Below are 25,419 nucleotides of genomic sequence, written 5' to 3' on the forward strand. Positions count from 1 at the left end.
GGTAAGACTGCGGGGACGATGCAAGACAAGCAGCACCTCGCCCTGCCCTCGCCCGAGGCAACCGCCGCCCTGGCGCGCCGCCTCGCCCCCGCGCTGAAGCCGGGCGACGTGCTGCTGCTCGAGGGGCCGATCGGCGCCGGAAAGACCCACTTCGCGCGCGCGCTGATTCAGGCACTTCTGGCCGAACCGGAAGACGTTCCCTCGCCGACCTTCACCCTTGTCCAGACCTACGAAACCGCCGACGGGGCGGAGATCTGGCACGCCGACCTCTACCGCCTGACCGACCCGTCTGAGGTGATGGAGCTTGGCCTCGACGCCGCATTCGACAGCGCGATCTGCCTGGTGGAATGGCCCGACCGGCTGGGCGAGGAAGCGCCGGAAGACGCCCTTCACCTCACCTTTTCCGGTACCGAGGACGAGGAGGCCCGCGCACTGGTCCTGCAAGGCCCCGCCCGATGGTCGGCACTGTTGCAGGAGCTGGGCCGCGCCGATGACTGACCGTGACGACCTTGCCCGCGACTTCGTGGTCCGTACCGGATGGGGCGCGGCCGAAAGCCGGCCACTGGCCGGCGACGCCTCGGCGCGCAGCTACCGCCGCCTAGTCGCCGCCGACGGCAGCACCGCCGTGCTGATGGATGCGCCGCCCGGACTGGTCGAACCGATTGCCGATTTCACACGCGTGGCCCGGCACCTCCAAAGCCTCGGCCTCTCGGCGCCCGCGATCCTGGCGGAGGATCCGGTCCACGGCTTCCTCCTGCTCGAGGATCTGGGCGACGATCTCTTCGCTCGCCTTCTCGACACCAGGCCCGCCCTCGAACCCGATCTCTACCGCGCGGCCACCGATGTCCTCGTGCGGCTGCAATCGGTGCCACCGCTGCCGAACCTGCCTGAATACGGCGTGCCGATGATGGCGGATTACGTCTCTGTTCTGGCCGAGGATTACGCGCGAACGGATCCGGCACCGCTCGTCGGCCACGTTCGCTCCGCGCTGGAGCGGCTGGTGCCAGAGACAGGCACGATGATCCTGCGCGACTACCACGCCGAGAACCTGCTCTGGCTGCCCGGGCGCCGCGGGCTGGCGCGGGTCGGGCTCCTCGATTTCCAGATGGCGATGCGCTGTCACCCGGCCTATGACCTCGTCTCGCTGCTGCAGGACGCGCGCCGAGACGTCTCGCCCGCGGTCGAGACTGCGATGGTCGCGCATTTCGCCGCGGCGACGGGCGCCGATGGGCAGGCTTTCGCGGCGGCCTACGCCGCGCTCGGCGCCCAGCGCAACCTGCGTATCGTCGGCCTTTTCGCCCGCCTCGCGCGCACCGCGGGAAAGACCCGCTACCTCGGCATGATCCCCCGCGTCTGGGGCCTGTCCCGACGCTGCCTCGCGCATCCCGAACTGGCAGATCTGGCCGCGTTCGTGACGAAAACGATCCCGGAACCGACCCCGGGGCACCTGCAAGGACTGGCCGCCGCATGCCCGACGCCGTAATGTTGTTCGCCGCCGGCAAGGGCACTCGGATGGGCGCGCTGACCCGTGACCGTCCGAAGCCTCTGATCGAGGTTGCGGGGCGCCCGCTGCTTGACCACGCGCTGGCCCTGGCCGATGCGGCCGGGGTGCCGCGCAAGGTGGTCAACCTGCACTATCTGCCCGGGCAGATTCGCGCCCATCTCGCCCCCCGCCCCGATGTCCTTCTGTCGGAAGAACCCGTGCTTCTGGAAACCGGCGGCGGGCTGCGCGCGGCCCTGCCGCTGCTGGGGCCGGGGCCGGTGATGACCCTCAACACCGATGCGGTCTGGACCGGCGCCAACCCGCTGGCCGAGTTGCGCGCCGCCTGGAACCCCGCGCGGATGGATGCCCTTCTCCTGCTGATCGACCCGTCGCGCGCCAATGGCCATACCGGGCGCGGCGACTTTCTGCTTGCGCCGGACGGGCAGCTGTCGCGGGGCCCCGGGCCGATCTATTCCGGTGCCCAGATCGTGCGGACCGAGGGGTTGGCGGGGATCGCCGAAACCGCGTTCTCGATGAACCTGCTGTGGGACCGGATGATCGCCGAGGGGCGGCTTTTCGGCCTGATTCATGACGGTTCGTGGTGCGATGTCGGGCGGCCCGATGGCATCGCGACAGCTGAGCAGCTTCTGTCCGGGGCCGGCGATGTTTGAGCCCTCACCCGCTCCCCGCGTCTTCGCCACGCCTCCCGGTACCGATTTCGCTCGTGACCTCGTGCGCGGCCTGAGAACACGGATGGTGGGTCAGCCGCCCGAGGCGATGGCCCGGGTCGAGCTGTACCTCAACACCCGCCGGATGCAGCGCCGCGTGCAGGAGATCCTGTCCGAGGAAGGCGCGCTGCTGCTGCCCCGGCTGCGCCTCGTCACCGACCTGGCGCAGGATGTCCCCCTGCCCGGCCTGCCCGCCCCCGTGCCACCGCTGCGTCGGCGGCTGGAACTGGCGCAGCTTGTCGATGGATTGCTGACGCGCGCGCCGGAACTCGCCCCGCGCGCCGCGATCTACGATCTTGCCGACAGCCTTGCCGCGCTGATGGACGAGATGCAGGGCGAAGGCGTGGGCATCGCCGCGCTCGAGGCGCTCGACCTTGCCGAACATGCCCGCCACTGGGATCGGGCGCTGAACTTTCTGCGCATCGTCACGCGTTTCACCGATGCCGAGGCGCCGCCCGACCCCGAGGCACTGCGCCGCAAGGTCGCCCTTTCGCTGGCCGCGCGCTGGCGCGATGACCCGCCGGACCACCCGGTGATCGTCGCGGGCTCGACCGGGTCGCGCGGCACTACGGCGCTGTTCATGCAGGCCGTGGCCGGGCTGCCGCAAGGCGCGCTGGTCCTGCCCGCGTTCGATTTCGACATGCCCGCCCCGGTGTGGGATGGCCTTTCCGACGCGTTGACGGCCGAGGATCATCCCCAATACCGCTATCGCCGCCTGATGGATCTGATCGGGTTTTCCGCCGGGTCAGTGACGCATTGGGCCGATGCCGTGGCCCCCGCACCGGCGCGCAACCGGTTGATCTCGCTTTCGCTCAGGCCCGCCCCGGTCACCGACCAGTGGATGCGCGAGGGGCGGGCGTTCAGCGCCCTGCCCGAGGCCATGCGCGACGTCACGCTGATCGAGGCCCACGCGCCCCGGGCCGAGGCACTGGCAATCGCCCTGCGGCTGCGGCACGCGGCGGAGGAAGGGCGGCGCGCCTGCCTGATAACCCCTGACAGGCAGTTGACGCGGCAGGTCACCGCCGCGCTTGGCCGCTGGGCCATTCTTCCCGACGACAGCGCCGGGCGACCGCTGGGCCTGTCGCCGCCCGGACGTTTCCTGCGCCACGTGGCGGGGCTGTTCGGCCGGCAGCTGACCGCCGAGGCGCTTCTCGTGCTGCTGAAGCATCCGCTGACGCATTCCGGCGCCGCGCGGGGGGCCCACCTTCTGGCCACGCGCGAGCTGGAGCTGTCACTGCGTCGTCATGGCCCCGTCTTTCCGCTGGGGGAGGATCTTGTCGCCTGGGCCGCCGCCCGGCCGGACGATCAGCCCTGGGCGGCCTGGCTCGGGTCACTGATCGACGGGCTGGCCGAGGTGGGAAAGCGCCCGCTTGCCGAACACCTCGACCACCACCGCCGTATTGCCGAAGCCCTGGCCGAAGGCCCCGACGGGACCGGGGGCGGCGCGCTATGGGAGCAGGAAGCCGGGCAGGCCGCCCTTCTGGCGATGGAGGAGTTGACCCGTGAGGCCGACCACGGCGGCGCAATGATCCCGGCAGATTACGCCGATCTCTTTGCCTCGGTGTTGGCTCGGCGGGACGTGCGCGAGGCGGTGGAGCCGCATCCCCTGATCGCGATCCACGGGCCGCGCGAGGCGCGCGAACAGGGGGCGGAGCTGGTGATCCTCGGCGGGCTGACCGATGGAACCTGGCCCGCCCTGCCCGCGCCCGATCCGTGGCTGAGCCGCCAGATGCGCAAGGAATCGTCACTATTGCTGCCCGAAAGGCAGGTGGGGCTGTCCGCGCATGACTATCAGATCGCGGTGGCGGCGCCCGAGGTCGTGCTGTCGCGCAGCCTGCGCGACGCCGAGGCCGAGACGGTGCCGTCACGCTGGCTCAACCGGCTGACGAACCTTCTGGGCGGGCTGAAGGAAAGCGGCGGACCGGAGGCTTTGGCCGAGATGCGGGACCGCGGGCGAACGTGGCTGACGCTTGCCGACGCGCTGGATGCCGCGGGGACGACGGTTCCCCCCGCGCCCCGCCCTGCCCCGCGGCCACCGGTCGCCGCCCGTCCGACCGAGCTTGCCGTCACGCGGATCCAGACGCTGATCCGCGACCCCTACGCGATCTATGCGCAACATATCCTCGGGCTGCGCCCGCTTGATCCGCTGCGGCCGGGACCGGATCCGAGGTTGAGGGGATCGGTGCTGCACCTGATCCTGGAAGATTTCCGCACGCTCCAGCCTGGCGAGACCCCGGATCACGCCCGCGCCCGACTGATGCAGATCACCGAGCGCGTGCTGAATACGGAAACCCCATGGCCCGCGACCCGCCGGATGTGGCGCGCGCGGCTCGACCGGGTCGCAGACTGGTTCATCGCGCGCGAGGCGCAGCGCCCCGGAACACCCGCACTGATCGAGGAGAAAGGCTCTGTCACGCTGAAACAGAGCCCGTTCACGCTGACGGCCAAGCCCGACCGAATCGACGTGTTGCCCGATGGGCGCCTGCATCTTCTGGACTACAAGACAGGCACGCCCCCGACCCAGAAACAGCAGGCCGCGTTCAACAAGCAACTGCTTCTGGAGGCCGCGATGGCCGAACGCGCGGGCTTTGCCGCGCTTGGCCCGGCCGAGGTGGCGCGGATCACCTACATTGGGCTTGGCAGCAACCCGAGGGAAGAGGTGACCGAGATCACCGCGGAGCTGACCGGAACGGTCTGGGAGGGGCTGGAGAAGCTGATCGCCCGATACCAGAGGCGCGAGACGGGCTATGTCGCGCGCCGGGCGATGTTCCGCGACGATTTCGCCGGGGATTACGATCACCTGGCCCGCTACGGCGAATGGGATCTGAGCGATACCGCCGTGCCCTCGGACGTCGGGGAGGACGGGGCATGAGCCGCAACGAGGCAAGCGAAAGCCAGGTCCGCGCGGCGGATCCCGGCGCTTCGACCTGGCTATCGGCCAACGCGGGGTCGGGCAAGACCCGGGTGCTGACCGACCGGGTGGCGCGGCTGCTTTTGCAGGGGGCCCAGCCACAGCGGATCCTGTGTCTGACCTACACCAAGGCCGCGGCGAGCGAGATGCAGAACCGGCTGTTCCAGCGTCTTGGCGACTGGGCCATGCTGGAGGAGGGCGCGCTGCGCAAGGCGCTGTCCGAGCTGGGCATCGAGGGCGCGATCGACAACGACACCCTGGCCCGCGCGCGCCGCCTGTTTGCCCGCGCGATCGAAACGCCGGGTGGCCTCAAGATCCAGACGATCCATGCCTTCTGTGCGTCTCTGCTCCGTCGGTTTCCGCTTGAGGCCGGGGTGACGCCCGCCTTCGCCGAGATGGACGACCGCCGCGCCGCGCTGCTGCGCGAGGAGGTGGTCGACGCGCTGGCGGAGCAACAGACCGAGGTGGTCGACGGCGTGGCACAGTTCCTGACGGACGAGGATTTCTCGGCCCTGTGCGCGTCGGTCGCGGGCCGGCGGGCTGGATTCGCCCCGCCGTTGACGCGCGACCAGGTATGGCAGGCCTTCGGCCTGTCGCCGGATGACGATGACGCCACGCTGATCGCCGAAGTCTTCCTTGGCGGAGAGGAGGACTGGTTGCCCGAGGTCATCGCGACCCTCGCTGCGGGCACCAAGACCGACGTCAAGGATGCCGAACGTCTTTCCCTTCTGTCGCTTGACGCCCCCGGGATTGCCGATCTCGTCGCGCTGGAAGACACGTTCCTGTTCAAGACCGGCGAAAAGGCGTTTACCGCCAAGTTCGACAAGTTTCCGACCAAGTCGACGCGGGCCGCGCTTGGGCCGCTTCTGAACCGGCTGGAGGATCTGATGCGGCGGGTCGAGGCGGCACGCCCGCGGCGGCTGGCGCTGAAGGCCGCCCGGCGGACGGCAGCGTTGCACCGGTTCGCGGGGGTGTTCCTTCCCGAGTACGAGGCACGCAAGGCAGCTCTCGGCTGGCTGGATTTCGACGACCTGATCCTGCGCACGCAGGCCCTTCTGACCGACCCGTCGGTGGCGCAATGGGTGCTGTTCCGGCTGGATGGCGGGATCGACCACATCCTTGTGGACGAGGCGCAGGATACGAGCCCCGCGCAATGGCAGGTGATCGAGCGGCTGACCCAGGAATTCACGGCGGGGCAGGGCGCGCGCGGCGCGGGGCGGACGATTTTCGTCGTCGGCGACAAGAAACAGTCGATCTATTCCTTCCAGGGCGCCGATTTGCGCGCCTTCGATCACATGCAGGACAAGTTCGCGACCGGGTTGCGCGCGGCGGGCGAGGGGATGCAGACGCTGACCCTCGATTATTCCTTTCGTTCGTCGGACGCGGTGCTGCGGCTCGTCGACATGACCTTCGAAGCCGGGCGCGGTGCCGGTCTGGGGGGCGCGTCGAAACATCTGGCGTTTCATGCGGGCATGCCCGGGCGCGTCGACCTCTGGCCGGTGATCGAACCGGTCTCGGACCCCGAGGATGGCGACTGGACCGATCCGGTCGACCTGGTGAGCGACCGACACCACACCGCGATCCTGGCGCAGCAGATCGCCGACGAAATTGCCCGGATGCTGGCCACGGGCACGCAGGTGCCGACCGATGGCAAGGGTGGCGCGCGGCGGATGACGGCGGGCGACGTGCTGATCCTGGTACAGCGGCGCGGCACGTTGTTTCACGAGGTCATCCGCGCCTGCAAGGCCGCGGGCCTGCCGATTGCGGGGGCCGACCGGCTTCGGCTGGGGGCCGAGCTCGCGGTGCGGGACCTGCGCGCGCTCTTGTCCTTCGTCGCGACGCCGGAGGACAGCCTGTCGCTGGCAGCCGCCCTGCGCTCGCCCCTCTTCGGCTGGTCGGAGGCACAGCTTTACGGCCTGGCGCAGGGTCGCAAGTCGCGCTTCCTGTGGGAGGCATTCCGCAAGCGCAGTGACGAATTCGATGAGGATGCCGCCATTCTGGACGATCTCAGGCGGCAATCGGATTATCTGCGTCCCTACGAGCTTCTGGAACGGATCCTGACCCGGCACGACGGGCGCGCACGACTGCTTGCGCGGCTGGGGACCGAGGCCGAGGACGGGATCGACGAGATGCTCAACCAGGCGCTGGCCTACGAACAGCTCGACGTGCCCAGCCTGACCGGCTTTCTCGGCTGGCTCGACGCCGACGATGTCGAGGTGAAGCGCCAGCCCGACAGCGCGGGCGGCCGGATCCGGGTGATGACGGTGCACGGGGCGAAGGGCCTCGAGGCGCCCGTGGTGATCCTGCCGGACACCGCCGACCGTAACGCGCCGCGCCCGGCCGCGCTGGTGGATCTTGGCGATGGCGTGGCGGGCTGGACGACCCCGGCCGCGGAAAGCCCCCCGCTGATCGCCGCCGCGCTGGCCGAGGCGCGGGCCCGGCAGGAAGAGGAGAACCAGCGCCTACTCTATGTCGCGCTGACTCGCGCGCGGTGCTGGCTGATCGTCTGCGCCGCCGGCAAGGCGGGCAAGGATACCGCCTGGTACCAGATGGTCCGCGCGGGTATGGAAAGCGCCGGCGGTGTATTGGAAAGCGTCTCTGTTCCGGCCGAATTCGGGCCGGTTCAGCGGCTGCAGCATGGCCATTGGCCCGACGACCTCGGCGCTCCATCCGCGTCCGCCCCCGAGACGGCCGCGCCCGACCCCGGACTGCCCGCATGGGCCACGTGTCACGCCCCCGAGGCGGAAGAACCCGCCCGCCCGGTCTCGCCCTCGTCCCTCGGCGGCGCCAAGGCGTTGCCCGGCGAGGGCCTTCCCGAGGCCGAAGCCAAGAAGCGCGGCGCCCTGCTGCACCGGCTGCTGGAGCATATGCCCCTGTGGCCCGAGGAAAGCCGCATCGCAATGGCACGGGACCTTATCGCGTCCAGCGCCGATCCTGTCTCCGACGCAGATACCGCGACGTTGCTGGAGGAGGCGGAGGCGATCCTGTCCGCCGGCGACCTTTCGGCCCTGTTCGCGCCCGGGACGATGGCCGAGGTGGGGGTCACGGCGGAGTTGGGGGGGCAGCGGCTTTTCGGCATCATCGACCGTCTGGTGATCGACGCGGACCGCATCCTTGCCGTCGACTACAAGTCGAACGCGACGATCCCCGAAACGGCGGAGGGTGTGCCCGACGGCATCCTGCGGCAGATGGGCGCCTATGCGCGGGCGCTGGCGCAGGTCTATCCCGACCGGCGGATCGAGACCGCGATCCTTTGGACCCGCGCAGCCCGGCTGATGCCGTTGCCCGATGCGCTGATCATGGCGGCCTTGCGTGACGCGGGGTTCCCTTGACGCAGGCGGGGGCCAGCCATAGGTTCATTGCCAACCCTTTTTATCAGGAGTCCAGCCATGGCCACCGTCCCCGTCACCGACGCGACCTTCGACACCGAAGTGCGTCAGTCCGATATCCCTGTCGTCGTCGATTTCTGGGCCGAGTGGTGCGGCCCGTGCAAGCAGATCGGCCCGGCTCTGGAGGAGCTGTCGGCCGCCTATGACGGCAAGGTCAAGATCGTGAAGGTCAACGTCGACGAGAACCCCGACAGCCCGGCCCAGATGGGTGTGCGCGGCATCCCGGCTCTGTTCCTGTTCAAGGACGGCCAGGTCGTGTCGAACAAGATCGGCGCGGCGCCCAAGGCCGCGCTGGAAAGCTGGATCAAGGAAGCGATCTGATCCGCGCCAGCGGATCCGGCCGACAGCCTGATCACGAGATTGCGAAGGGGGCGCCGGGCGCCCCCTTCTGCTTTGGCGGGTTGTCCACTCGAAATGGCCCCCTCATATAGGCGGGGACCAGAGGAGACGAGAATGGCAGACGAGAAATTCCCCGGCTGGCATGGCACGACGATCATCGGCGTGCGCCGCGGTGGCGAGGTGGTCGTTGCAGGCGATGGGCAAGTGAGCCTGGGCCAGACCGTGATCAAAGGCAGCGCGCGCAAGGTACGCCGCATCTCGCCGGGCGGGCATGACGTCGTGGTGGGCTTTGCCGGTTCCACCGCCGATGCGTTCACCCTGCTCGAGCGGCTGGAAAAGAAGCTGGAGGCTGCGCCCGGGCAGCTGCAACGCGCCTGTGTCGAGCTGGCCAAGGACTGGCGCACCGACAAATATCTGAAGAACCTCGAGGCGATGCTGATCGTCACAGACGGCGACCAGATGTACGTGATCACCGGCGCGGGCGACGTGCTGGAGCCCGAGTTCGACATTGCGGCGATCGGATCGGGCGGCAACTTTGCGCTGGCCGCCGCGCGCGGCCTGATGGAGACCGAGATGCCGGCGGAAGAGATTGCCCGCAAGGCGATGACGATCGCCTCCGACATCTGCGTCTACACCAACGGCAACCTGACCGTGGAGAAGATCTCGAAATGACCGACCTGACCCCCCGGGAGATCGTCTCGGAGCTTGACCGTTTCATCATCGGCCAGAAGGAGGCGAAGCGTGCCGTCGCGGTGGCGCTGCGCAACCGTTGGCGCCGCAAGCAGCTGGCCGATGATCTGCGCGACGAGGTGTATCCCAAGAACATCCTGATGATCGGGCCGACCGGTGTCGGCAAGACGGAAATCTCGCGCCGGCTAGCAAAGCTGGCCCGCGCCCCGTTCCTGAAGGTCGAGGCGACCAAGTTCACCGAGGTGGGCTATGTTGGCCGCGACGTGGAACAGATCGTCCGTGACCTGATGGACACCGCCCTCGTCGACACCCGCAACTGGATGCGCGAAGAGGTGAAGGCCCGTGCCCACCAGGCGGCCGAGGAACGGGTGATCACCGCGGTCGCGGGCAAGGATGCGCGCGAACAAACGCGCGAGATGTTCCGCAAGAAGCTCAAGGACGGAGAGCTTGACGACACGGTCATCGAGCTTGAGGTGCAGGACAATTCCAACCCGATGGGGATGATGGAGATCCCGGGGCAGCCCGGCATGGGCGCGGGGATGCTGAACCTCGGCGACATCTTCAAGGGCTTCGGCGGCCGCACCACGAAGAAGAAGATGAGCGTGCGCGAAAGCTATGACGTGCTGATCGGCGAAGAGGCTGACAAGCTTCTGGACGACGAGACGGTGAAGGCCGCGGCGCTGGAGGCGGTGCAGGAGAACGGCATCGTCTTCATCGACGAGATCGACAAGGTCTGCGCCCGGTCTGACGCCCGCGGCGCCGACGTCAGCCGCGAGGGCGTGCAGCGCGACCTGCTGCCGCTGATCGAGGGTACGACGGTTTCCACCAAGCATGGCCCGGTCAAGACCGACCATATCCTGTTCATCGCCTCGGGTGCCTTCCACATCGCGAAACCCTCGGACCTGCTGCCCGAATTGCAGGGCCGGCTGCCGATCCGGGTGGAGCTGCGCGCCCTGACCGAGGGAGATTTCGTTCGCATCCTGACGGAGACGGACAACGCCCTGACCCGGCAGTACGAGGCGTTGATGAAAACCGAGGCGGTGAACGTGCGCTTCACCGAGGACGGGATCGCGGCGCTTGCCCGGATCGCGGCGGAGGTCAACCGCTCGGTCGAGAATATCGGTGCCCGCAGGCTCTATACCGTGGTGGAACGCGTGTTCGAGGAGCTCAGCTTCACCGCGCCGGACCGGGGCGGCGAAGAGATAGTGGTCGACGCGGGCTTTGTCGATGCCAACCTCGGCGAGCTGATGAAATCGGCCGACCTGTCGCGCTACGTGCTCTAGGGCTGGACGCTGACGGGCCCGGGGGTATCCTCGGGCCTGTCCGCAAATCCCGCGAGGTCCCGTGGCCCCCCGCCTGATCGCCTGCCGCCTGGTCGTCGTCCTGCTGAGCCTGTTCGCCGTTGGCGCCTGCGCGCCGCGGCCCGTGGTAAGGCTGGATCCGGCGGCCGCGAAGGTCGGGACCGAACAGACGATGCTATACGCCACCACCCGCAACGCGGGGCCGGGGGCAGGCTATGGCGACAAGCGGAATTACGACCCGTCGTTCGGCCAGGTCTCGGTTTCGGTCCCGCCGGCGCATCGGCCCGGGTATCTTGAGGCCGGCGACGGCACGCCCGACCCGGCGCGGTACTTCACCTTCACCGACGCGCGGCGCTATCCCTCGGCGGCGAGGTTCCGCAACCGGCTGGCGGCGGCGATGAAGGCCCGCGGCAACCGGGACGTGGTGCTGTTCGTTCACGGCTACAACGTGAACTTCGCCGAGGGCGCAATGCGGCTAGCGCAGTTCATGACCGATTTCGACATGAACGCGACACCCGTCTATTTCTCGTGGTCCTCTGCTGGAAAGCTTCTGTATTACAACCACGACCGCGATGCCGCGCTTTTCGCCCGCGACGCGCTGCAACGCACGATCGAGGAGATCCGCCGCGCCGGGGCACGGTCGGTCACGCTGGTTGCGCATTCCATGGGGGCGTTCCTGTCGATGGAGACGCTGCGCCAGATGGCGATCCAGCGCCCGGGCTGGCCGGCGCGGGCGATCCAGATGGTGGTGCTGATCTCGCCCGACCTCAACGTCAGCGTGTTCAAGGCCGAGACGCGACGGATCGCCAGGCTGCCGCAGCCCTTCGTGATCTTCACTTCGGACAAGGACCGGGCGCTGGCGCTGTCGGCCTTCATCTCGGGGCAGAAGCACCAGCTGGGCGACATCGAAAGCATCGACGATATCGCCGCGCTGCCGGTGACGGTGATCAACGTGACCAGCTTTGCCGAGGGGCGCGACTTCAACCACAACATCGTCGGCACCTCGCCCGCGCTGATCAACCTGCTGAAGGACAGCGCACGGCTGGGGGCCTATGTGCGGTCGCTGCAGCGCCAGAACGTGATCGAGGGGACCACGGCCGTGGTCCGGCGGGCGACCGAGGTGCTGCTCAATCCCGCGGGAAAGGGCATGCCGGCCGAGATGGAGGAATAGCGGAGGAAGAGCGCCGGACCGCTATCCCCGGCGGAGGTAGACATAGAAGGCGCCCTCGCCCCCGTGCTTGCGATGGGCCTGCGTCACCTGCAGGACAACCGTTCCCAGCGGCGGCATGGCAAGCCATTGCGGCAACTGGTGGCGCAACACGCCTCGGCGCTGCGGGATCGGGCCGGTGCCATCCCCGTCGCGCCCCTTGCCGGTGATCACGAGGACCAGCCGCTTGCCATCGGAATGCGCGTTGAGGAGGAAGCGGATCAGTTCGGGATGTGCCTCGGCCAGCGTCATGCCATGCAGGTCGATCCGGCCCTCGGGCGCCAGCTTGCCGCGATTGAGGCGCAGATAGGCCTTGCGATCCATCCGGACCGGCGCGGACGAAAGCTGTTCGGCGATCGACGGGGCCAGGTCGTGGCGCAACGGTCCGCTCTTCGACGCCTGTCCCACGCGGAACGGTGGGGCGGGGGCGCGTTCCTTCGGCGAAGGAACGGGGCCCTTGTCCTTTGGTTTATCCGGAGTCGGGGAGGGGCCTGCCTTGGGGCGCGCCGGGTGCATCGGCGTCGCGCTGCGGGCGACCCGGTTCCAGAGGTCCTCCTCGTCGGGACGCAGGCCGCGCGGACGCCGGGCCATCGGCTCAGCCCCCGTCGGCCATGGCCACCGCGCGGGCGACCGGCATCAGCACCACGATGCGTCCGCCGTCGTGCACGCCGCTGGCCGCGCGGCCGGCCCCGGCGCCCGAACCGTAGAAGATGTCGGCGCGCTGTGCCCCCTTGATCGCGGTGCCGGTATCCTGCGCCACCATCAGCCGGCGGATCGGGTGGCGGCCATGCTTGTCGATCCAGACCGGCGCGCCCAGCGGCACGAAGCGCGGATCGACCGCCAGCGAACGCCCGGCGGTCAGCGGCACCTGCAACGCCCCGAGCGGGCCGTGATCATGCGACAGGTCAAGTACGCGGAAAAACACGAAGGACGGGTTGAAGCGCAGGATCTCGCGCCCCTCCTCAGGGTGCTTCAGCGCCCAGGCGCGGATCCGGGCCGCCGAGGCGCCATGCGATCCGAAGACGCCGCGGCGCTTCAGCTCCTTCCCGATGGAGCGGTAGGGATGCCCGTTCTTGGCGGCAAAGCCCACCCGCATCACCCGCCCGTCGGTCAGCAGAAGCCGGCCCGAGCCCTGCACCTGCAGGAAGAAGACGTCGACCGGGTTGGACAGCCAGGCGATCTCCAGCCCGCGGCCCTGAAGGATGTGCCTGTCCTCGATCTCGGCACGGCTGAACCAGCGCCGGCCAGGGATCATCTCGGGCGGTCGGCGGTAGATCGGAAACCGGTATTTCGCCGTGCGCACCGCTGAGGCGGTCAGCTCGGGCTCGTAATACCCGGTGAACAGCGCCGTTTTCGGGTTGCCGACGACGACCGGGCGGAACTGTGTCTCGAAAAAGCTTCTCGCGTCGTCGGGATCGGTCGACCTGGCAGCATCGCAGGCCTCGCCCCAGTCCGGCCCGGGCAGACGCGCGCAGGTTTCGGCAAAGGCGGCGAGGGCCGGGGCCAGGTCGTCCTTTCCCCAGCCGCGCAATTGCGAGAATTCCAGAACCTGCGTTTTCGCCTCGGCCATCTCCGCGCTCCCGCTCAGGGCAAGCGCGGCAAGAAGGCCAGCCAGAAGGCCGCGAAACCGCCGCACCCCGTCCTATTCCCCGGTGGCGACAAGCTGCCAGTTCGGGTCGGAGGCGCCCAGCTTGCGCCCGAAGGTCCAGACGTCGCGCTGGCGGCGCACGTTCTGCGCGTCGCCCTCGACCACCTCGCCGGCGGCATTCTTCACGACCTGGGTCTGTTCAGCCACGAAGCGCACGGTGATCTCGCCGTCCTGGCTATCGCGCTGGAAGGTGGCATCGGTCAGCGCCATCTCGCGAATGCCGATGAAGTTCGATTCCAGCGTCAGCCCCTGTGCCTTGCGCGCCTCGACCACCTCGCGGAAACTGTCGAGGACCTCGGGCGCGAGGTAGGGCGAGATCTCGTCAAGCTTGCCCTTCTCGAAAGCCGTCAGGATCATCTCGTAGGCGCCCCGGGCGCCGCGCAGGAATTCGCCCACCGAGAAGCTGGGTTCCACCAGCTTCATCGCGGCCAGCGCCTTCGCCGCCTCGCTCCCTTCGGGAACATGGTCGGTGATGTCCTGGTCCGGGCCGCCGTCGATCACCTCGAACCCGCGTCGGTTCACCGGGCGGCTGTCTTCCTCCGCGCTGCGTGGAACGGCCGGCTTCTCATAGCCTTCGCGTGTTCCTAGGATCGCCTTGAGACGCAGGATCAGGAACAGGGCGATCCCGCCAAGGACGATCAGCTGGATGATGTTGGCGCTCATGTGATCCTCTGTCGGCAGCGTCCGGCCGCCGTGGGGGTTGGTATCTGCGGGTTTCGGACCCTATGTAGGATGCGTCACCGGCCAAGTCTACCATGCCACCCGCCGATAAGGAAAACCGTCATGTGGCTCTTTGCCCTGTTCATCGTCGTCCCGCTGATCGAGATCACCCTGTTCATCAAGATCGGGGGATGGCTGACATTGTGGCCGACACTGGCGATCGTGGTCGGATCTGCCGTGCTGGGAACCTGGCTGGTGCGACAACAGGGCGCGCAGGCGCTGGCCGATCTGCGCCGCTCCATGCAGGAGCTGACGGACCCGACCGAACCGCTGGCCCATGGGGCGCTGATCCTGCTGGCCGGCGCGCTGCTGATCACGCCGGGCTTCCTGACCGATACGATCGGGATCCTGTTGCTGATCCCGCCGGTGCGGCGCGCCCTGATGCGCTGGGTTGGTCGACATGCCCGGGTTCAGCGTGTGCAGATGGGCGGACAGGCGGGCGGGTTCGGCCCGGATTTCGGTCCCGGGCCTCGGCATGGTGCGGGGCCGCGCGATGGCGACGACACCGTGATCGACGGCGATTTCACCGAGGTCGACCCATCCAAGAAACCCACGCATCAGCCCTCGGGCTGGACCCGGCACTGATCGCTGGCGACCAGGGCCACCCGGTCGCCGCGTTTGGCGGCTTCGGGAGACCAGCTTCGGGAAGCCGGCGCCGCTCTGCCGCGTAGCTTGCGCGATTGAGGCGACGCGCCGGGTCTGCTAGACCTCGCCCCGACCATTCCGACAGGAGAGAGAGATGGCCGAGAACGGCGTTGACCCCCAGGCCCAGGAACAGCAGGTCCGCCTGCAGATCCTTGCCCAGTATATCCGTGACCTTTCGTTCGAGAACGTCGTCGCGCAGAAAGGCTTTGAAGGCGGAGAGATCACGCCGGACATCCAGGTTCAGGTCAGCCTCGACGCGCGCAAGCGTCCGGTTGACGACCAGTACGAAGTGGTGATGAAGTTCCAGATCACCTCGAAGAACGAGGAAAACCAGGCCAACCTGTTCCTGCTCGAGGTCGAATACGGCGGGATCTTCCTGATCCAGGGCGTGCCCGAGGATCAGCTGCATCCGTTCCTGCTGATCGAATGCCCGCGCCAGCTGTTCCCCTATGTCCGCCGCATCGTCGGCGACCTGACGAACGACGGCGGCTTCCCGCAGCTGAACCTCGACAACATCGATTTCGTCGAGCTCTACCGTCAGCAGATGGCCGCGCAGCAGGCGGAGGCCTGAGGCATAGCAGGCGGGGTTCGCCTCCTCAGGCGAACTTCTTCCAGATCGCGCCGTCGCCCAGCTTGTCGACAAAGGCAGCATGGGCGGCGGCTTCTTCATCGGTGATCCGCGAGGGCAGGGGCGTCGGCCGGAGTTTCGGGCGCCAGGCCTCGGCCGCGGCGCCGGGACCGGCGGTTTCCTGAACCGCGTTCAGCCCGAAGTCGGGCTGACGTCCACCCACCAGCTCCAGATAAACCTTGGCCAGGATCTCGCTGTCGAGAAGCGCGCCGTGGCCATCCTTTTCGCGCTGCGAATTGTCGATGCCGAAGCGCCGGCAGAGCGAGTCGAGCGAGTTGCCCGCCCCCGGAAACCGCCGCCGCGCGATCAGCAGCGTGTCGACCGCCTGTTCCATGGGGATCGGCGGCAGGTTCAGGCGCCGCAGTTCCGAGTTCAGGAACGGCACGTCGAACCCGGCATTGTGGATCACCAGCTTGGCGTCGCCGATGAATTCCAGGAACTCGTCCGCGATCTGGGCGAAGACGGGCTTGTCCGACAGGAATTCGGCGCTCAGCCCGTGCACCTGAAAGGCGCCGTCGGGCATGTCGCGCTGCGGGTTGATGTACTTGTGAAAGGTGCGGCCGGTCGGCAGGTGATTGAGCAGCTCGACACAACCGATCTCGACCATGCGGTCGTCGACCTGGTGGTTGAAGCCGGTGGTTTCGGTGTCGAGGACGATCTCACGCATGCTGGCCGCTCCTGATTTCCGAGATCAGGTCTCGCACGGCTTTCCGGACGGGTTCAAGCCCGGTGGTTTCGATCACCCAGGTCGCGCGGGCGCGTTTCTCGGCATCGGGCATCTGGCGGGCCAGGATCGTCTCGAACTGGGCCGACGTCATCCTCGGACGCGCAAGCACCCGTTCGCGCTGCACCTCCGGCGGGGCGGAGACGACGAGAACACCGTCGACCTGACTATCGCCGCCGGTTTCGAACAGGAGCGGAATGTCGAGGACGACCAGATCCGCCCCCCCGGCCTCGGCGCGGGCGATGAAATCGGCGCGGTCGGCAGAGACAAGCGGATGGATCGCCGCCTCGATCCGGGGCAGGGCGCCCGGATCGGCAGCGATCCAGGATTTCAGCGCGCCGCGGTCCACGCCGTCGGGGCCTACCGCCTGGGGATGCATCCCGGCGATCGCCATCGCCCCGGCACCGCCCGGCGCATAGAGACGGTGTACCGCGGCATCGGCATCCCAGAGCGGGATCGCTTCTTCGACGAAGAAGCGGGCGGTCGTCGACTTGCCCATGCCGATCGACCCGGTGAGCCCGAGGCGATAGGCACGGCTCATGCAGAGAGAACGGCGCGGCGGGTTTCGTCGTCGACCGCGGGGCGGGTGCCGAACCAGCGTTCGAACCCGGGGGCGGCCTGATGCAGCAGCATGCCCAGCCCGTCGACGGTGGTGCAGCCGGCGCGTTCCGCCTCGTTGAGGAAATGCGTGCGCAGCGGGGTATAGACCAGGTCGTTGACCACGGCCTTGGGGTTCAGCCCGTCGAGCGACAGCTTGAATTCCGCCTTTCCCACCATGCCGAGCGAGGTGGTGTTCACCACCGTCATGCAATCCTCGAGCATGTTGCCGGCCTGCACCCATTCATGCACGCTGATCTTGGCGCCGAAATCCGACCGCAGCGCCTCGGCGCGGGCTCGGGTTCGGTTGGCGACGCGGATCTCGGGCACGCCCATCTCGATCAGCGCGGCGATCACCGCGCGGGCGGCACCACCGGCACCCAGCACCGCGGCAGGGCCCGAGGCGGGCGCCCACATCGGCGCGTTCTGCCGCAAGTTCGCGACAAATCCCGATCCGTCAGTATTGTCGGCATAGATCTTGCCATCGCTGCGGAAGGTCAGGGTGTTTGCCGCGCCGATCAACGCCGCGCGGTCGGTAACGCTGTCGGCAAGCTTCAGTACGCTTTCCTTGTGCGGGATCGTGACATTGAGGCCCACGAAGCCCAGCTTCGGCAGGACCTGAAGCGCCTCGGCCAGGTCAGCCTGGGCAATGTCCATCGGGATATAGGCGCCCTTGATGCCGTAGCGCTGCAGCCAATAGCCGTGCAGGAAGGGGGATCGGCTGTGCGCCACGGGCGAGCCGATGACACCGGCCAGCGGGATCCGTTCGTGTTCCGTCATGCGGCGATCGCCCCTCTTTGTCCCAGGTATGCAAGCAGTTCGACCAGCGGCAGACCCAGGACCGTGAAATAATCGCCGTCGATGCGGGAAAAGAGCCGCACCCCTTCCTCCTCAAGCTTGTAGGCGCCGACGGACTCGCCGATGCCGGGCCAGTTCCGCGCCAGATACTCTTCGAGATACGCGTCGGAGAAGTCACGCATGACCAGCCGAACCACACCCACATGCCGCCAGACCGGGCGGCCCGCCTCGTATAGCACGGCCGCGGAGAGGAGCGCATGACGCTGGCCGCGAAGCGCGCGCAACTGTGCCCGTGCTGCATCAAGGCTTTCGGGTTTCGACAGGACCGCACCGCCGAGGTCGAGCACCTGGTCGCAGCCGATGACCAGCGCGCCGGGTATCTTGTCCGATCCCTTGCGCGCTTTCATCTCTGCCAGCGTGTCCGCAACGTCGCGGGGCTTGGCGCCCTCGGCCTCAAGGCCTGCGCGGATCGCCTCTTCGTCGATGCGGACCGGCGCGGTGTCGATCGTGACACCGGCGTTGCGCAGAAGATCGGCCCGGATCCGCGAGCCGGAAGCAAGAACGATCTGGGTCATGGGGCGGGCGTCCGGGGCACGTGAGGCAAGTGGGGGCAAGGCTGTGGATGATCTGCGGGACAGCATGAGAATGAATTGGGGGCAACCACCCCCGCCGCGAGTTTCTCGGGCCGCTCCGCCGGGTTGTCAAGATTTCCCGGCCTACTTATCCACCCGTGGACAGGCGTTCAGGCAGGCTGTGGATGTCCGGCGTATCTCCTCTCTGACGGAATTTCATGCACATGTATTTTGACATATGTCAAGACTTCAAAGCACTGATAATAAATAATTATTTATGATTCTTGTCACAGAGACACAAGTTTCTCCCAGACTTATCCACATGGTCGGAAGTTGTGGAGAAATCCGTGAGTTCCCTGGGCAATCCCGATATCCACCGGCCCTAAATCATCATCATCTTTCCTCTTTTATTTTCTTTATTTATTAGGAGGCCCATCCCCGGGCTGAGGACAAACCCCCGAACCGGGGAAACGAACCGCAAGGGGGGCCGAAAGATGATCGAGACGGTGCAGGATTTCCTGGCAAGCTGGTACCCGTGGATCAAGGCGCTGCACATCGTTGCCGTGATCACCTGGATGGCCGGGATCTTCTATCTTCCGCGGCTGTTCGTGTACCACGTCGAGGGCTACCAGAAGCGCGGGGTCGAGGCGGGTTCTGAAACGGACCTGATGTTCCAGCATCAGGAACGGCTGCTGTTGCGGGCGATCATGAACCCCTCGATGATCGCGGTCTGGATCTTCGGCCTTTGCCTCGTCTTCACGCCAGGGATCGTGGTCTGGTCCACGCTGTGGCCCTGGACCAAGGCGGCGGGCGTTCTGGCGATGACGTGGTATCACCACTGGCTGGGGAAACGTCGCAAGGACTTCGTCAAAGGCACGAACCGTTTCACGGGGCGCCAGTACCGGATGATGAACGAGGTGCCGACCGTGGTTCTTCTGGTGATCGTCTTCTCGGTCGTGCTGAAGTTCTGAGCGGCCGGTAGCCGCCTTGCGTTGACTTTTGCGGTCAAGACCTATATCGGGCGAAACCAACGGGGCCGTCCGGCCCGGGGACCTTCCCATCATTGACGCCAGCGCCGCTCACCTGCGGCCCGCGAAAACGCACGTGTGACCTTCCATGACCGCAGATATCGCCGACACTGTTGAACATCTGAACCTGTCCGACCTCAAGGCGCAAAGCCCGGCCGACCTTCTTGCCATGGCCGAGGAGCTTGAGATCGAGAACGCGCCTTCCATGCGCAAGGGCGAGATGATGTTCTCGATCCTGAAGGAGCGGGCGGAAGAGGGCTGGGAAGTCGGCGGCGATGGTGTGCTGGAGGTACTGCAGGACGGTTTCGGCTTCCTGCGCTCGCCCGAGGCGAACTATCTGCCGGGCCCGGATGACATCTACGTCTCGCCCGACATGATCCGGCAATTCAGCTTGCGCACTGGTGACACGATCGAGGGGGTCATGCAGGCCCCGCGCGAGAATGAGCGTTACTTCGCGCTGACCAAGGTCACGCGGATCAACTTTACCGATCCCGAGAAGGCGCGGCACAAGGTTCACTTTGACAACCTGACGCCGCTCTACCCGGACGAGCGGCTGAAGATGGAGATCGAGGATCCGACGATCCGCGATCGCTCGGCCCGGATCATCGACCTGGTGGCGCCGATCGGGAAGGGGCAGCGCGCCCTGATCTCGGCCCCGCCGCGGACGGGTAAGACGGTGCTGCTGCAGAACATCGCCCGCTCGATCGAGGTGAATCACCCGGAATGCTACCTGATCGTGCTGCTGATCGACGAACGGCCGGAAGAGGTGACCGACATGCAGCGCTCGGTGAAGGGTGAGGTGATCTCCTCGACCTTCGACGAACCGGCGACGCGGCACGTGGCGGTTTCGGAAATGGTCATCGAAAAGGCCAAGCGGTTGGTGGAACACAAGCGCGACGTGGTGATCCTGCTCGACTCGATCACCCGTCTGGGCCGCGCGTTCAACACGGTGGTGCCGTCCTCGGGCAAGGTGCTGACCGGCGGTGTCGATGCCAACGCCCTTCAGCGGCCGAAGCGGTTCTTCGGCGCCGCGCGGAACATCGAGGAGGGCGGTTCGCTGACCATCATCGCGACCGCGCTGATCGAGACCGGCAGCCGGATGGACGAAGTGATCTTCGAAGAATTCAAGGGCACCGGCAACTCGGAGATCATCCTTGACCGCAAGGTGGCGGACAAGCGGGTCTTCCCGGCGATGGACATCCTCAAGTCCGGCACGCGGAAAGAGGACATGCTGGTCGACAAGGCGGATCTGCAGAAGACCTACGTCCTGCGCCGCATCCTGAACCCGATGGGCACGACGGATGCGATCGAGTTCCTGATCTCGAAGCTGAAGCAGACCAAGACCAACAGCGAATTCTTCGAGTCGATGAACACCTGATCCACTTTGGATTCAACAGGTTAGACCAATGGATACGATCTGTGCTCTGGCCTCCGCCCGTGGAAAGGCGGGGGTCGCGGTCATTCGGCTTTCCGGCCCGGCGGCCCATGCGGCGGCGGCCGATCTGTGCGGTACGCTGCCCGAAGCGCGCCGCGCCGGCCTGCGCCAGTTGCGCGACCGCGAAGGCGACGCGCTCGACGAGGCGATCGTCCTGGTCTTCGAACCCGGGCGCAGTTTTACCGGCGAAGCGGTAGCCGAACTTCATCTGCATGGAGCGACGGCGATCGTTCAGGCGGTTCTGCGCGAACTGACCGCGCGCGTCGATGTTCGATTGGCGGAGCCGGGGGAATTCACCCGGCGTGCGCTGGAGAATGGCCGGTTGGACCTCGCGCAGGTCGAAGGTCTGTCCGATCTGATCGAGGCGGAGACCGAAGCGCAGCGTCGGCAGGCCCTGCGCGTCCTGTCCGGTGCCGTTGGTGTACGCGCCGAGGGTTGGCGCGCGCGCCTCATCCGGGCGGCCGCGCTGATCGAGGCGACGATTGATTTCGCAGACGAGGAGGTTCCGATCGATGTCTCGCCCGAGGTGACCGCGCTGATCGACGGGGTTCTGGAGGAACTGCGCGAGCAGGCCTCGGGTGTCGCGGTATCGGAGCGGATCCGCGACGGGTTCGAGGTGGCGATTGTGGGGCTGCCGAATGCCGGGAAGTCCACGCTTCTGAATGCGTTGGCGGGGCGCGAGGCGGCGATCACCTCGGAACATGCAGGCACGACCCGCGACGTGATCGAGGTGCGGATGGACCTTGGCGGCCTGGCCGTCACCCTGCTGGACACTGCCGGTCTGCGAGAAACCGGCGATGCGGTGGAAGGTATCGGGGTGGAGCGCGCTATTGCCCGGGCGAAGGCGGCGGATCTGCGGGTTTTCCTTAAGGCCGAGGGCGCGCTGCCCGAAGGTCTTTTGCCCGAAGGCGACGACCTCGTGGTCGAAGGGAAGGCGGACCTTGGCAGCGGGGAAGGGTTGCGCGTCTCTGGAAAGACCGGGGCGGGTATCTCGGACCTCGTGGCGCGGGTGACGTCGATCCTGGAAAGCCGGGCGAGCGGGGCGGCGCTGATTACGCGTGAGCGCCACAGGCTGGCGGTGATGCGCGCGATCGGGGCTATGGAATCGGCGCGGCTTGAGGTATTGAGCGGGGCTGAGAGGGCAGAGCTGGCGGCGGAAGAGCTGCGCGGTGCGATCCGGGCGCTTGATTCGCTCGTCGGTCGCGTGGATGTCGAAGATCTGCTCGACGAGATTTTTGCCAGTTTCTGCATCGGTAAGTAAGGCGGCGCAGGTAGGAGTGTTTCACGTGAAACATGTGGATGTCATCGTCATTGGCGGCGGCCATGCGGGCGCCGAGGCGGCCCACGCGGCGGCCCGTGGCGGCGCGCGCACCGCGTTGGTAACGCTGCGGCGCGAGGATCTGGGCGTGATGTCCTGCAATCCGGCGATCGGCGGGCTGGGCAAGGGCCATCTCGTGCGTGAGATCGACGCGCTCGACGGTGTCATGGGCCGTGTTGCCGACCGTGCGGCGATCCAGTACCGCCTTTTGAACCGTCGCAAGGGGCCTGCAGTGCAAGGCCCCCGGGCGCAGGCCGACCGCAAGCTCTACCGTGCCGCAATGGCCGAAGAAACCGCGGCGCGCCAAGGACTTGAGGTGATCGAGGGCGAGGCGGCGGATTTCCTGATGGAGGGAGACCGCGTGGCCGGGATTCTGCTGGCCGATGGCTCGCAGATCCGGGCCCATGCCGTCGTTCTGACCACCGGCACCTTCCTGCGCGGCGTCATTCACATCGGCGATGTCCGCCGGCAGGGGGGCCGCATGGGCGACCGGCCCTCGGTCAAGCTGGCCGAGCGGATCGACGGCTTTGGTCTGCCGCTTGGGCGTCTGAAAACCGGCACGCCGCCACGGCTGGACGGACGCACGATCGACTGGGCGCAGCTTGATGCGCAGCCGGGCGACGACGATCCGGTGGTATTTTCCTTTCTCAACCGCGCGCCCCAGGTGCGGCAGGTTAGCTGCGGGATCACCCACACCAACGCCCGCACGCATGAGATCATCCGCCAGAACCTGTCGCGTTCCGCCATGTACGGCGGCCATATCGAGGGGGTCGGCCCGCGCTATTGTCCGTCGATCGAGGATAAGGTGGTGCGATTCGCCGAGAAGGACTCGCATCAGATCTTTCTCGAGCCTGAGGGGCTGGACGATCCGACCGTCTATCCCAACGGGATTTCGACCTCGCTCCCCGAGGATGTGCAGGAGGCTTACGTCCGTTCCATCGCCGGGTTGGAGCAGGTGAAGATCCTTCAGCCAGGTTATGCGATCGAATATGACTACGTTGATCCTCGCGCGTTGCGCGACACGCTGGAACTGCGCGAGGTGCCGGGTCTATACCTCGCCGGGCAGATCAACGGGACGACTGGTTACGAAGAAGCAGCGGCGCAAGGCCTGGTCGCCGGTCTGAACGCGGCGCTGTCGGCGCAGGGCAGGGGGCCCGCGCGGTTCAGCCGGTCCGACAGCTACATCGGGGTGATGATCGACGATCTGACCACCCGCGGGGTGACGGAACCCTACCGGATGTTCACCTCGCGCGCGGAATTCCGGCTGTCGCTCCGGGCGGACAATGCAGACCAACGGTTGACGCCGCTGGGCCTGGAGCTGGGCTGTATTGGCGCGATCAGGGCCCAGGCCTTCAGCCAGAAGATGGACGCGATCGAGGCTGGTCGTACAAGATTGCAGGCGCTTTCGCTGACAGCGCGCGAAATGGCCGCGCAGGGGGTGAAGATCAATCCGGATGGCGGGCGGCGCTCGGGCTACGAGATGTTGGCCCTTCCGGACGCTAGCTTCGATCATCTTGTGTCTGCTGATCCGTCGCTTGCCGAGATTGCGCCGGAGATCCGGGAGCAGCTGGGGCGTGACGTGCTTTATGCGAACTACATCGCCCGGCAGCATGAGGATGTTGCTGCGATGCGCCGGGATGAGGGGCAGGAGATCCCGGAGGGCTTTGATTACGGGATGCTGTCCGGCCTGTCGAACGAGTTGAAAGTCAAGCTGGAGCGGGCGCAACCGCGCAGCCTCGCCCAGGCGGGGCGGGTCGAGGGGATGACGCCGGCAGCGTTGACGCTGATCCTGGCCAAGTTGCGGCAGGGCCGCCGCCGCTCGGCATGAGGGCGACACCCGAGGCCTTCTTGGCCGCCCGCGATGTTTCACGTGAAACACTGGGGCGCCTGACCACCTACGCGGCCCTTCTGGAAAAGTGGAATCCCGCGATCAACCTCGTTGCGCGATCGACGCTGGGCGACCTCTGGTCCCGTCATTTCCTTGATTCGACGCAGGTTTTCGATCTTCGGCCGGCAGAGACGGGCCGATGGGTCGATCTGGGCAGCGGCGGGGGGTTTCCCGGGCTCGTTCTGGCAATCCTCGCCGCGGACGAGGCGCCCGACCTGCGCGTCATCCTTGTCGAGAGCGATCAGCGCAAGGCGACATTCCTGCGGACGGCGGCCCGCGAAACCGGGGTGACGGTGGAAGTGCATGCCAGCCGGATCGAGGATCTGGCGCCACTGGACGCGGATGTCGTGTCAGCCCGGGCGCTGGCCCCGCTTTCCCCGCTTCTCGGCCTCGCCACGCCGCATCTGAAGGCGGGCGGGCGCGGGTTGTTTCCGAAAGGCGCCACCCACGACCGGGAAATCGCCGAAGCTCTTGCCTCGTGGTCGTTCGAGGTTCAGAAGTATCCCAGCAGGACCGACCCGGACTCGGTCATCCTCAGCATCGGAGACCTCCACCATGTCTGACCCGACCCGTCCTCCCGGACCGCGCATCCTGGCCATCGCCAACCAGAAGGGCGGCGTGGGCAAGACGACCACCGCGATCAACCTCGCGGCCGCGTTGGCGGAAGAGGGGCGGCGGGTTCTGCTGGTCGATATCGATCCGCAGGGGAACGCGTCGACCGGCCTTGGGCTGGACAGCGACAAGCGAGGGCTGACCACATATGACCTTATCCTCGATGACGCACCGCTAGAAGATGTGGTTCAACCCACCTCCGTGCCCAATGTGTGGTTGTGCCCTGCGACGACTGACTTGAGCTCCGCCGATATCGAACTGGTGGCGAACGAAAAACGCAGCTTCCTGCTGCACGATGCGCTGCGCCAGCCGGCGGTCGATGCCTATGCCTTCGATTTCGTGATGATCGACTGTCCGCCCTCGCTGTCTTTGCTGACCGTCAACGCGATGGTCGCGGCGCATGCGGTGCTGGTCCCGCTGCAAAGCGAATTCTTCGCTCTGGAAGGGCTGTCGCAGCTGATGCTGACGATCCGCGAAGTACGGCAGAGCGCCAACCCGGATTTGCGGATCGAGGGGGTTCTGCTGACGATGTACGACGGCCGGAACAACCTGTCGCAGCAAGTTGAGGCGGACGCCCGGGACAACCTTGGCGACTTGGTGTTCCGCACCATCGTGCCGCGAAATGTGCGGGTCAGCGAAGCGCCGTCCTACGCCATGCCGGTGCTCAGCTACGATCCCGCGTCGCGCGGGAGCGAGGCGTATCGCGCGTTGGCCAAGGAATTGCTGGGGCGGCACAGCCAGGGCCGCGCCGCCTGAGG

24 protein-coding genes are annotated in these 25,419 nt (G+C 67.1%); 17 read left to right on the forward strand and 7 right to left on the reverse strand.

Annotated elements, in window-relative coordinates; genetic code table 11:
• Positions 1–18: 18 nt before the first annotated feature.
• The 9 genes from tsaE (at position 19) to CVV76_RS06965 (ending at position 12,012) form a co-directional block, all read left to right on the forward strand.
• Positions 19–498: a tRNA (adenosine(37)-N6)-threonylcarbamoyltransferase complex ATPase subunit type 1 TsaE gene (gene tsaE / locus CVV76_RS06925; protein WP_102223907.1), complete on the forward strand. Its 480-nt coding sequence runs from the start codon at positions 19–21 to the stop codon at positions 496–498.
• A complete protein-coding gene (locus tag CVV76_RS06930; RefSeq protein ID WP_102223908.1) occupies positions 491–1,483 on the forward strand; it encodes an aminoglycoside phosphotransferase family protein in 993 nt (330 codons plus the stop codon). The genes tsaE and CVV76_RS06930 overlap by 8 nt, the downstream gene beginning before the upstream one ends.
• Positions 1,468–2,154, forward strand: a complete 687-nt coding sequence (locus CVV76_RS06935; protein WP_102223909.1) for a nucleotidyltransferase family protein — start codon at positions 1,468–1,470, stop codon at positions 2,152–2,154. The genes CVV76_RS06930 and CVV76_RS06935 overlap by 16 nt, the downstream gene beginning before the upstream one ends.
• A complete protein-coding gene (addB, locus tag CVV76_RS06940) occupies positions 2,147–5,083 on the forward strand; it encodes a double-strand break repair protein AddB (protein ID WP_102223910.1) in 2,937 nt (978 codons plus the stop codon). Before CVV76_RS06935 ends, addB begins: the two co-directional genes overlap by 8 nt.
• Entirely contained in the window at positions 5,080–8,454 is a 3,375-nt protein-coding gene (gene addA / locus CVV76_RS06945) for a double-strand break repair helicase AddA (RefSeq protein WP_102223911.1), read from the forward strand. The genes addB and addA overlap by 4 nt, the downstream gene beginning before the upstream one ends.
• 57 nt (positions 8,455–8,511) lie before the next feature.
• Positions 8,512–8,832, forward strand: coding sequence for a thioredoxin (trxA, locus tag CVV76_RS06950; protein WP_102223912.1), 321 nt, complete (start codon positions 8,512–8,514; stop codon positions 8,830–8,832).
• A 132-nt stretch (positions 8,833–8,964) separates the two neighbouring features.
• A complete protein-coding gene (gene hslV / locus CVV76_RS06955) occupies positions 8,965–9,522 on the forward strand; it encodes an ATP-dependent protease subunit HslV (protein ID WP_102223913.1) in 558 nt (185 codons plus the stop codon).
• The gene (hslU, locus tag CVV76_RS06960; RefSeq protein WP_102223914.1) at positions 9,519–10,823 is read left to right on the forward strand and encodes an ATP-dependent protease ATPase subunit HslU; all 1,305 of its coding nucleotides are present in this window, start codon (positions 9,519–9,521) and stop codon (positions 10,821–10,823) included. The genes hslV and hslU overlap by 4 nt, the downstream gene beginning before the upstream one ends.
• Before the next feature lie 61 nt (positions 10,824–10,884).
• The gene (locus CVV76_RS06965; protein ID WP_102223915.1) at positions 10,885–12,012 is read left to right on the forward strand and encodes an alpha/beta hydrolase; all 1,128 of its coding nucleotides are present in this window, start codon (positions 10,885–10,887) and stop codon (positions 12,010–12,012) included.
• A 21-nt stretch (positions 12,013–12,033) separates the two neighbouring features.
• On the opposite strand, the gene CVV76_RS06970 is transcribed toward CVV76_RS06965, so the two are convergent.
• The 3 genes from CVV76_RS06970 to CVV76_RS06980 are packed head-to-tail and all read right to left on the reverse strand — an operon-like array spanning position 12,034 to position 14,359.
• On the reverse strand, positions 12,034–12,639 hold the full coding sequence (locus CVV76_RS06970; protein WP_102223916.1) for a Smr/MutS family protein: 606 nt from the start codon (positions 12,637–12,639) through the stop codon (positions 12,034–12,036).
• A gap of 4 nt (positions 12,640–12,643) precedes the next feature.
• The gene (gene mltA, locus CVV76_RS06975) at positions 12,644–13,663 is read right to left on the reverse strand and encodes a murein transglycosylase A (RefSeq protein WP_408607880.1); all 1,020 of its coding nucleotides are present in this window, start codon (positions 13,661–13,663) and stop codon (positions 12,644–12,646) included.
• A 27-nt stretch (positions 13,664–13,690) separates the two neighbouring features.
• Positions 13,691–14,359, reverse strand: coding sequence for a Tim44/TimA family putative adaptor protein (locus CVV76_RS06980; RefSeq protein WP_102223917.1), 669 nt, complete (start codon positions 14,357–14,359; stop codon positions 13,691–13,693).
• 120 nt (positions 14,360–14,479) lie between these two features.
• Between CVV76_RS06980 and CVV76_RS06985 the strand changes: the two genes are divergently transcribed.
• Both CVV76_RS06985 and secB read left to right on the forward strand, forming a co-directional pair.
• Positions 14,480–15,001 (forward strand): FxsA family protein, encoded by a 522-nt coding sequence (locus CVV76_RS06985; RefSeq protein ID WP_102223918.1) that lies wholly within the window; start codon positions 14,480–14,482, stop codon positions 14,999–15,001.
• A 154-nt stretch (positions 15,002–15,155) separates the two neighbouring features.
• Positions 15,156–15,632, forward strand: a complete 477-nt coding sequence (secB, locus tag CVV76_RS06990) for a protein-export chaperone SecB (protein ID WP_102223919.1) — start codon at positions 15,156–15,158, stop codon at positions 15,630–15,632.
• Positions 15,633–15,657: 25 nt separating this feature from the next.
• Here the strand turns inward: secB and dnaQ are convergent, their stop codons facing one another.
• Genes dnaQ through CVV76_RS07010 form a run of 4 tightly spaced genes read right to left on the reverse strand, consistent with a single transcriptional unit; the run spans position 15,658 to position 18,383 of the window.
• A complete protein-coding gene (gene dnaQ / locus CVV76_RS06995; protein ID WP_102223920.1) occupies positions 15,658–16,356 on the reverse strand; it encodes a DNA polymerase III subunit epsilon in 699 nt (232 codons plus the stop codon).
• Complete coding sequence (coaE, locus tag CVV76_RS07000) at positions 16,349–16,954, reverse strand: dephospho-CoA kinase (protein WP_102223921.1); 606 nt, start codon at positions 16,952–16,954, stop codon at positions 16,349–16,351. The genes dnaQ and coaE overlap by 8 nt, the downstream gene beginning before the upstream one ends.
• Positions 16,951–17,790, reverse strand: a complete 840-nt coding sequence (locus tag CVV76_RS07005; RefSeq protein ID WP_102223922.1) for a shikimate dehydrogenase — start codon at positions 17,788–17,790, stop codon at positions 16,951–16,953. The genes coaE and CVV76_RS07005 overlap by 4 nt, the downstream gene beginning before the upstream one ends.
• Positions 17,787–18,383, reverse strand: coding sequence for a Maf family protein (locus CVV76_RS07010; RefSeq protein WP_102223923.1), 597 nt, complete (start codon positions 18,381–18,383; stop codon positions 17,787–17,789). Before CVV76_RS07010 ends, CVV76_RS07005 begins: the two co-directional genes overlap by 4 nt.
• A gap of 491 nt (positions 18,384–18,874) precedes the next feature.
• On the opposite strand from CVV76_RS07010, the gene CVV76_RS07015 reads away from it, so the two are divergent.
• The 6 genes from CVV76_RS07015 (at position 18,875) to CVV76_RS07040 (ending at position 25,417) form a co-directional block, all read left to right on the forward strand.
• Complete coding sequence (locus CVV76_RS07015; protein WP_102223924.1) at positions 18,875–19,351, forward strand: CopD family protein; 477 nt, start codon at positions 18,875–18,877, stop codon at positions 19,349–19,351.
• 145 nt (positions 19,352–19,496) lie between these two features.
• Entirely contained in the window at positions 19,497–20,786 is a 1,290-nt protein-coding gene (gene rho, locus CVV76_RS07020) for a transcription termination factor Rho (protein ID WP_102223925.1), read from the forward strand.
• Between the two features lie 28 nt (positions 20,787–20,814).
• Positions 20,815–22,104 carry a tRNA uridine-5-carboxymethylaminomethyl(34) synthesis GTPase MnmE gene (gene mnmE / locus CVV76_RS07025; RefSeq protein ID WP_102223926.1) on the forward strand — a complete coding sequence of 430 codons (1,290 nt, stop codon included), beginning with the start codon at positions 20,815–20,817 and terminating at the stop codon, positions 22,102–22,104.
• A 16-nt stretch (positions 22,105–22,120) separates the two neighbouring features.
• Complete coding sequence (gene mnmG, locus CVV76_RS07030) at positions 22,121–23,989, forward strand: tRNA uridine-5-carboxymethylaminomethyl(34) synthesis enzyme MnmG (protein WP_408607878.1); 1,869 nt, start codon at positions 22,121–22,123, stop codon at positions 23,987–23,989.
• Entirely contained in the window at positions 23,986–24,612 is a 627-nt protein-coding gene (rsmG, locus tag CVV76_RS07035) for a 16S rRNA (guanine(527)-N(7))-methyltransferase RsmG (RefSeq protein ID WP_102223927.1), read from the forward strand. The genes mnmG and rsmG overlap by 4 nt, the downstream gene beginning before the upstream one ends.
• A complete protein-coding gene (locus CVV76_RS07040; protein ID WP_102223928.1) occupies positions 24,605–25,417 on the forward strand; it encodes a ParA family protein in 813 nt (270 codons plus the stop codon). The genes rsmG and CVV76_RS07040 overlap by 8 nt, the downstream gene beginning before the upstream one ends.
• Positions 25,418–25,419: the final 2 nt, after the last annotated feature.

Source organism: Acidimangrovimonas sediminis (assembly GCF_002871005.1).
In the GTDB taxonomy this organism is placed as follows: Bacteria; Pseudomonadota; Alphaproteobacteria; order Rhodobacterales; family Rhodobacteraceae; genus Acidimangrovimonas; species Acidimangrovimonas sediminis.

Coding starts and splice junctions, on each gene's coding strand:
- coaE (WP_102223921.1), bottom strand. CDS start 16,954: ATGAGCCGTGCCTATCGCCTCGGGCTCACCGGGTCGATCGGCATGGGC.
- CVV76_RS06985 (WP_102223918.1), top strand. CDS start 14,480: ATGTGGCTCTTTGCCCTGTTCATCGTCGTCCCGCTGATCGAGATCACC.
- CVV76_RS06930 (WP_102223908.1), top strand. CDS start 491: ATGACTGACCGTGACGACCTTGCCCGCGACTTCGTGGTCCGTACCGGA.
- rho (WP_102223925.1), top strand. CDS start 19,497: ATGACCGCAGATATCGCCGACACTGTTGAACATCTGAACCTGTCCGAC.
- addB (WP_102223910.1), top strand. CDS start 2,147: ATGTTTGAGCCCTCACCCGCTCCCCGCGTCTTCGCCACGCCTCCCGGT.
- CVV76_RS06935 (WP_102223909.1), top strand. CDS start 1,468: ATGCCCGACGCCGTAATGTTGTTCGCCGCCGGCAAGGGCACTCGGATG.
- addA (WP_102223911.1), top strand. CDS start 5,080: ATGAGCCGCAACGAGGCAAGCGAAAGCCAGGTCCGCGCGGCGGATCCC.
- CVV76_RS07040 (WP_102223928.1), top strand. CDS start 24,605: ATGTCTGACCCGACCCGTCCTCCCGGACCGCGCATCCTGGCCATCGCC.
- rsmG (WP_102223927.1), top strand. CDS start 23,986: ATGAGGGCGACACCCGAGGCCTTCTTGGCCGCCCGCGATGTTTCACGT.
- mnmE (WP_102223926.1), top strand. CDS start 20,815: ATGGATACGATCTGTGCTCTGGCCTCCGCCCGTGGAAAGGCGGGGGTC.
- hslV (WP_102223913.1), top strand. CDS start 8,965: ATGGCAGACGAGAAATTCCCCGGCTGGCATGGCACGACGATCATCGGC.
- hslU (WP_102223914.1), top strand. CDS start 9,519: ATGACCGACCTGACCCCCCGGGAGATCGTCTCGGAGCTTGACCGTTTC.
- CVV76_RS07015 (WP_102223924.1), top strand. CDS start 18,875: ATGATCGAGACGGTGCAGGATTTCCTGGCAAGCTGGTACCCGTGGATC.
- CVV76_RS06970 (WP_102223916.1), bottom strand. CDS start 12,639: ATGGCCCGGCGTCCGCGCGGCCTGCGTCCCGACGAGGAGGACCTCTGG.
- tsaE (WP_102223907.1), top strand. CDS start 19: ATGCAAGACAAGCAGCACCTCGCCCTGCCCTCGCCCGAGGCAACCGCC.
- CVV76_RS07005 (WP_102223922.1), bottom strand. CDS start 17,790: ATGACGGAACACGAACGGATCCCGCTGGCCGGTGTCATCGGCTCGCCC.
- secB (WP_102223919.1), top strand. CDS start 15,156: ATGGCCGAGAACGGCGTTGACCCCCAGGCCCAGGAACAGCAGGTCCGC.
- trxA (WP_102223912.1), top strand. CDS start 8,512: ATGGCCACCGTCCCCGTCACCGACGCGACCTTCGACACCGAAGTGCGT.
- CVV76_RS07010 (WP_102223923.1), bottom strand. CDS start 18,383: ATGACCCAGATCGTTCTTGCTTCCGGCTCGCGGATCCGGGCCGATCTT.
- dnaQ (WP_102223920.1), bottom strand. CDS start 16,356: ATGCGTGAGATCGTCCTCGACACCGAAACCACCGGCTTCAACCACCAG.
- CVV76_RS06980 (WP_102223917.1), bottom strand. CDS start 14,359: ATGAGCGCCAACATCATCCAGCTGATCGTCCTTGGCGGGATCGCCCTG.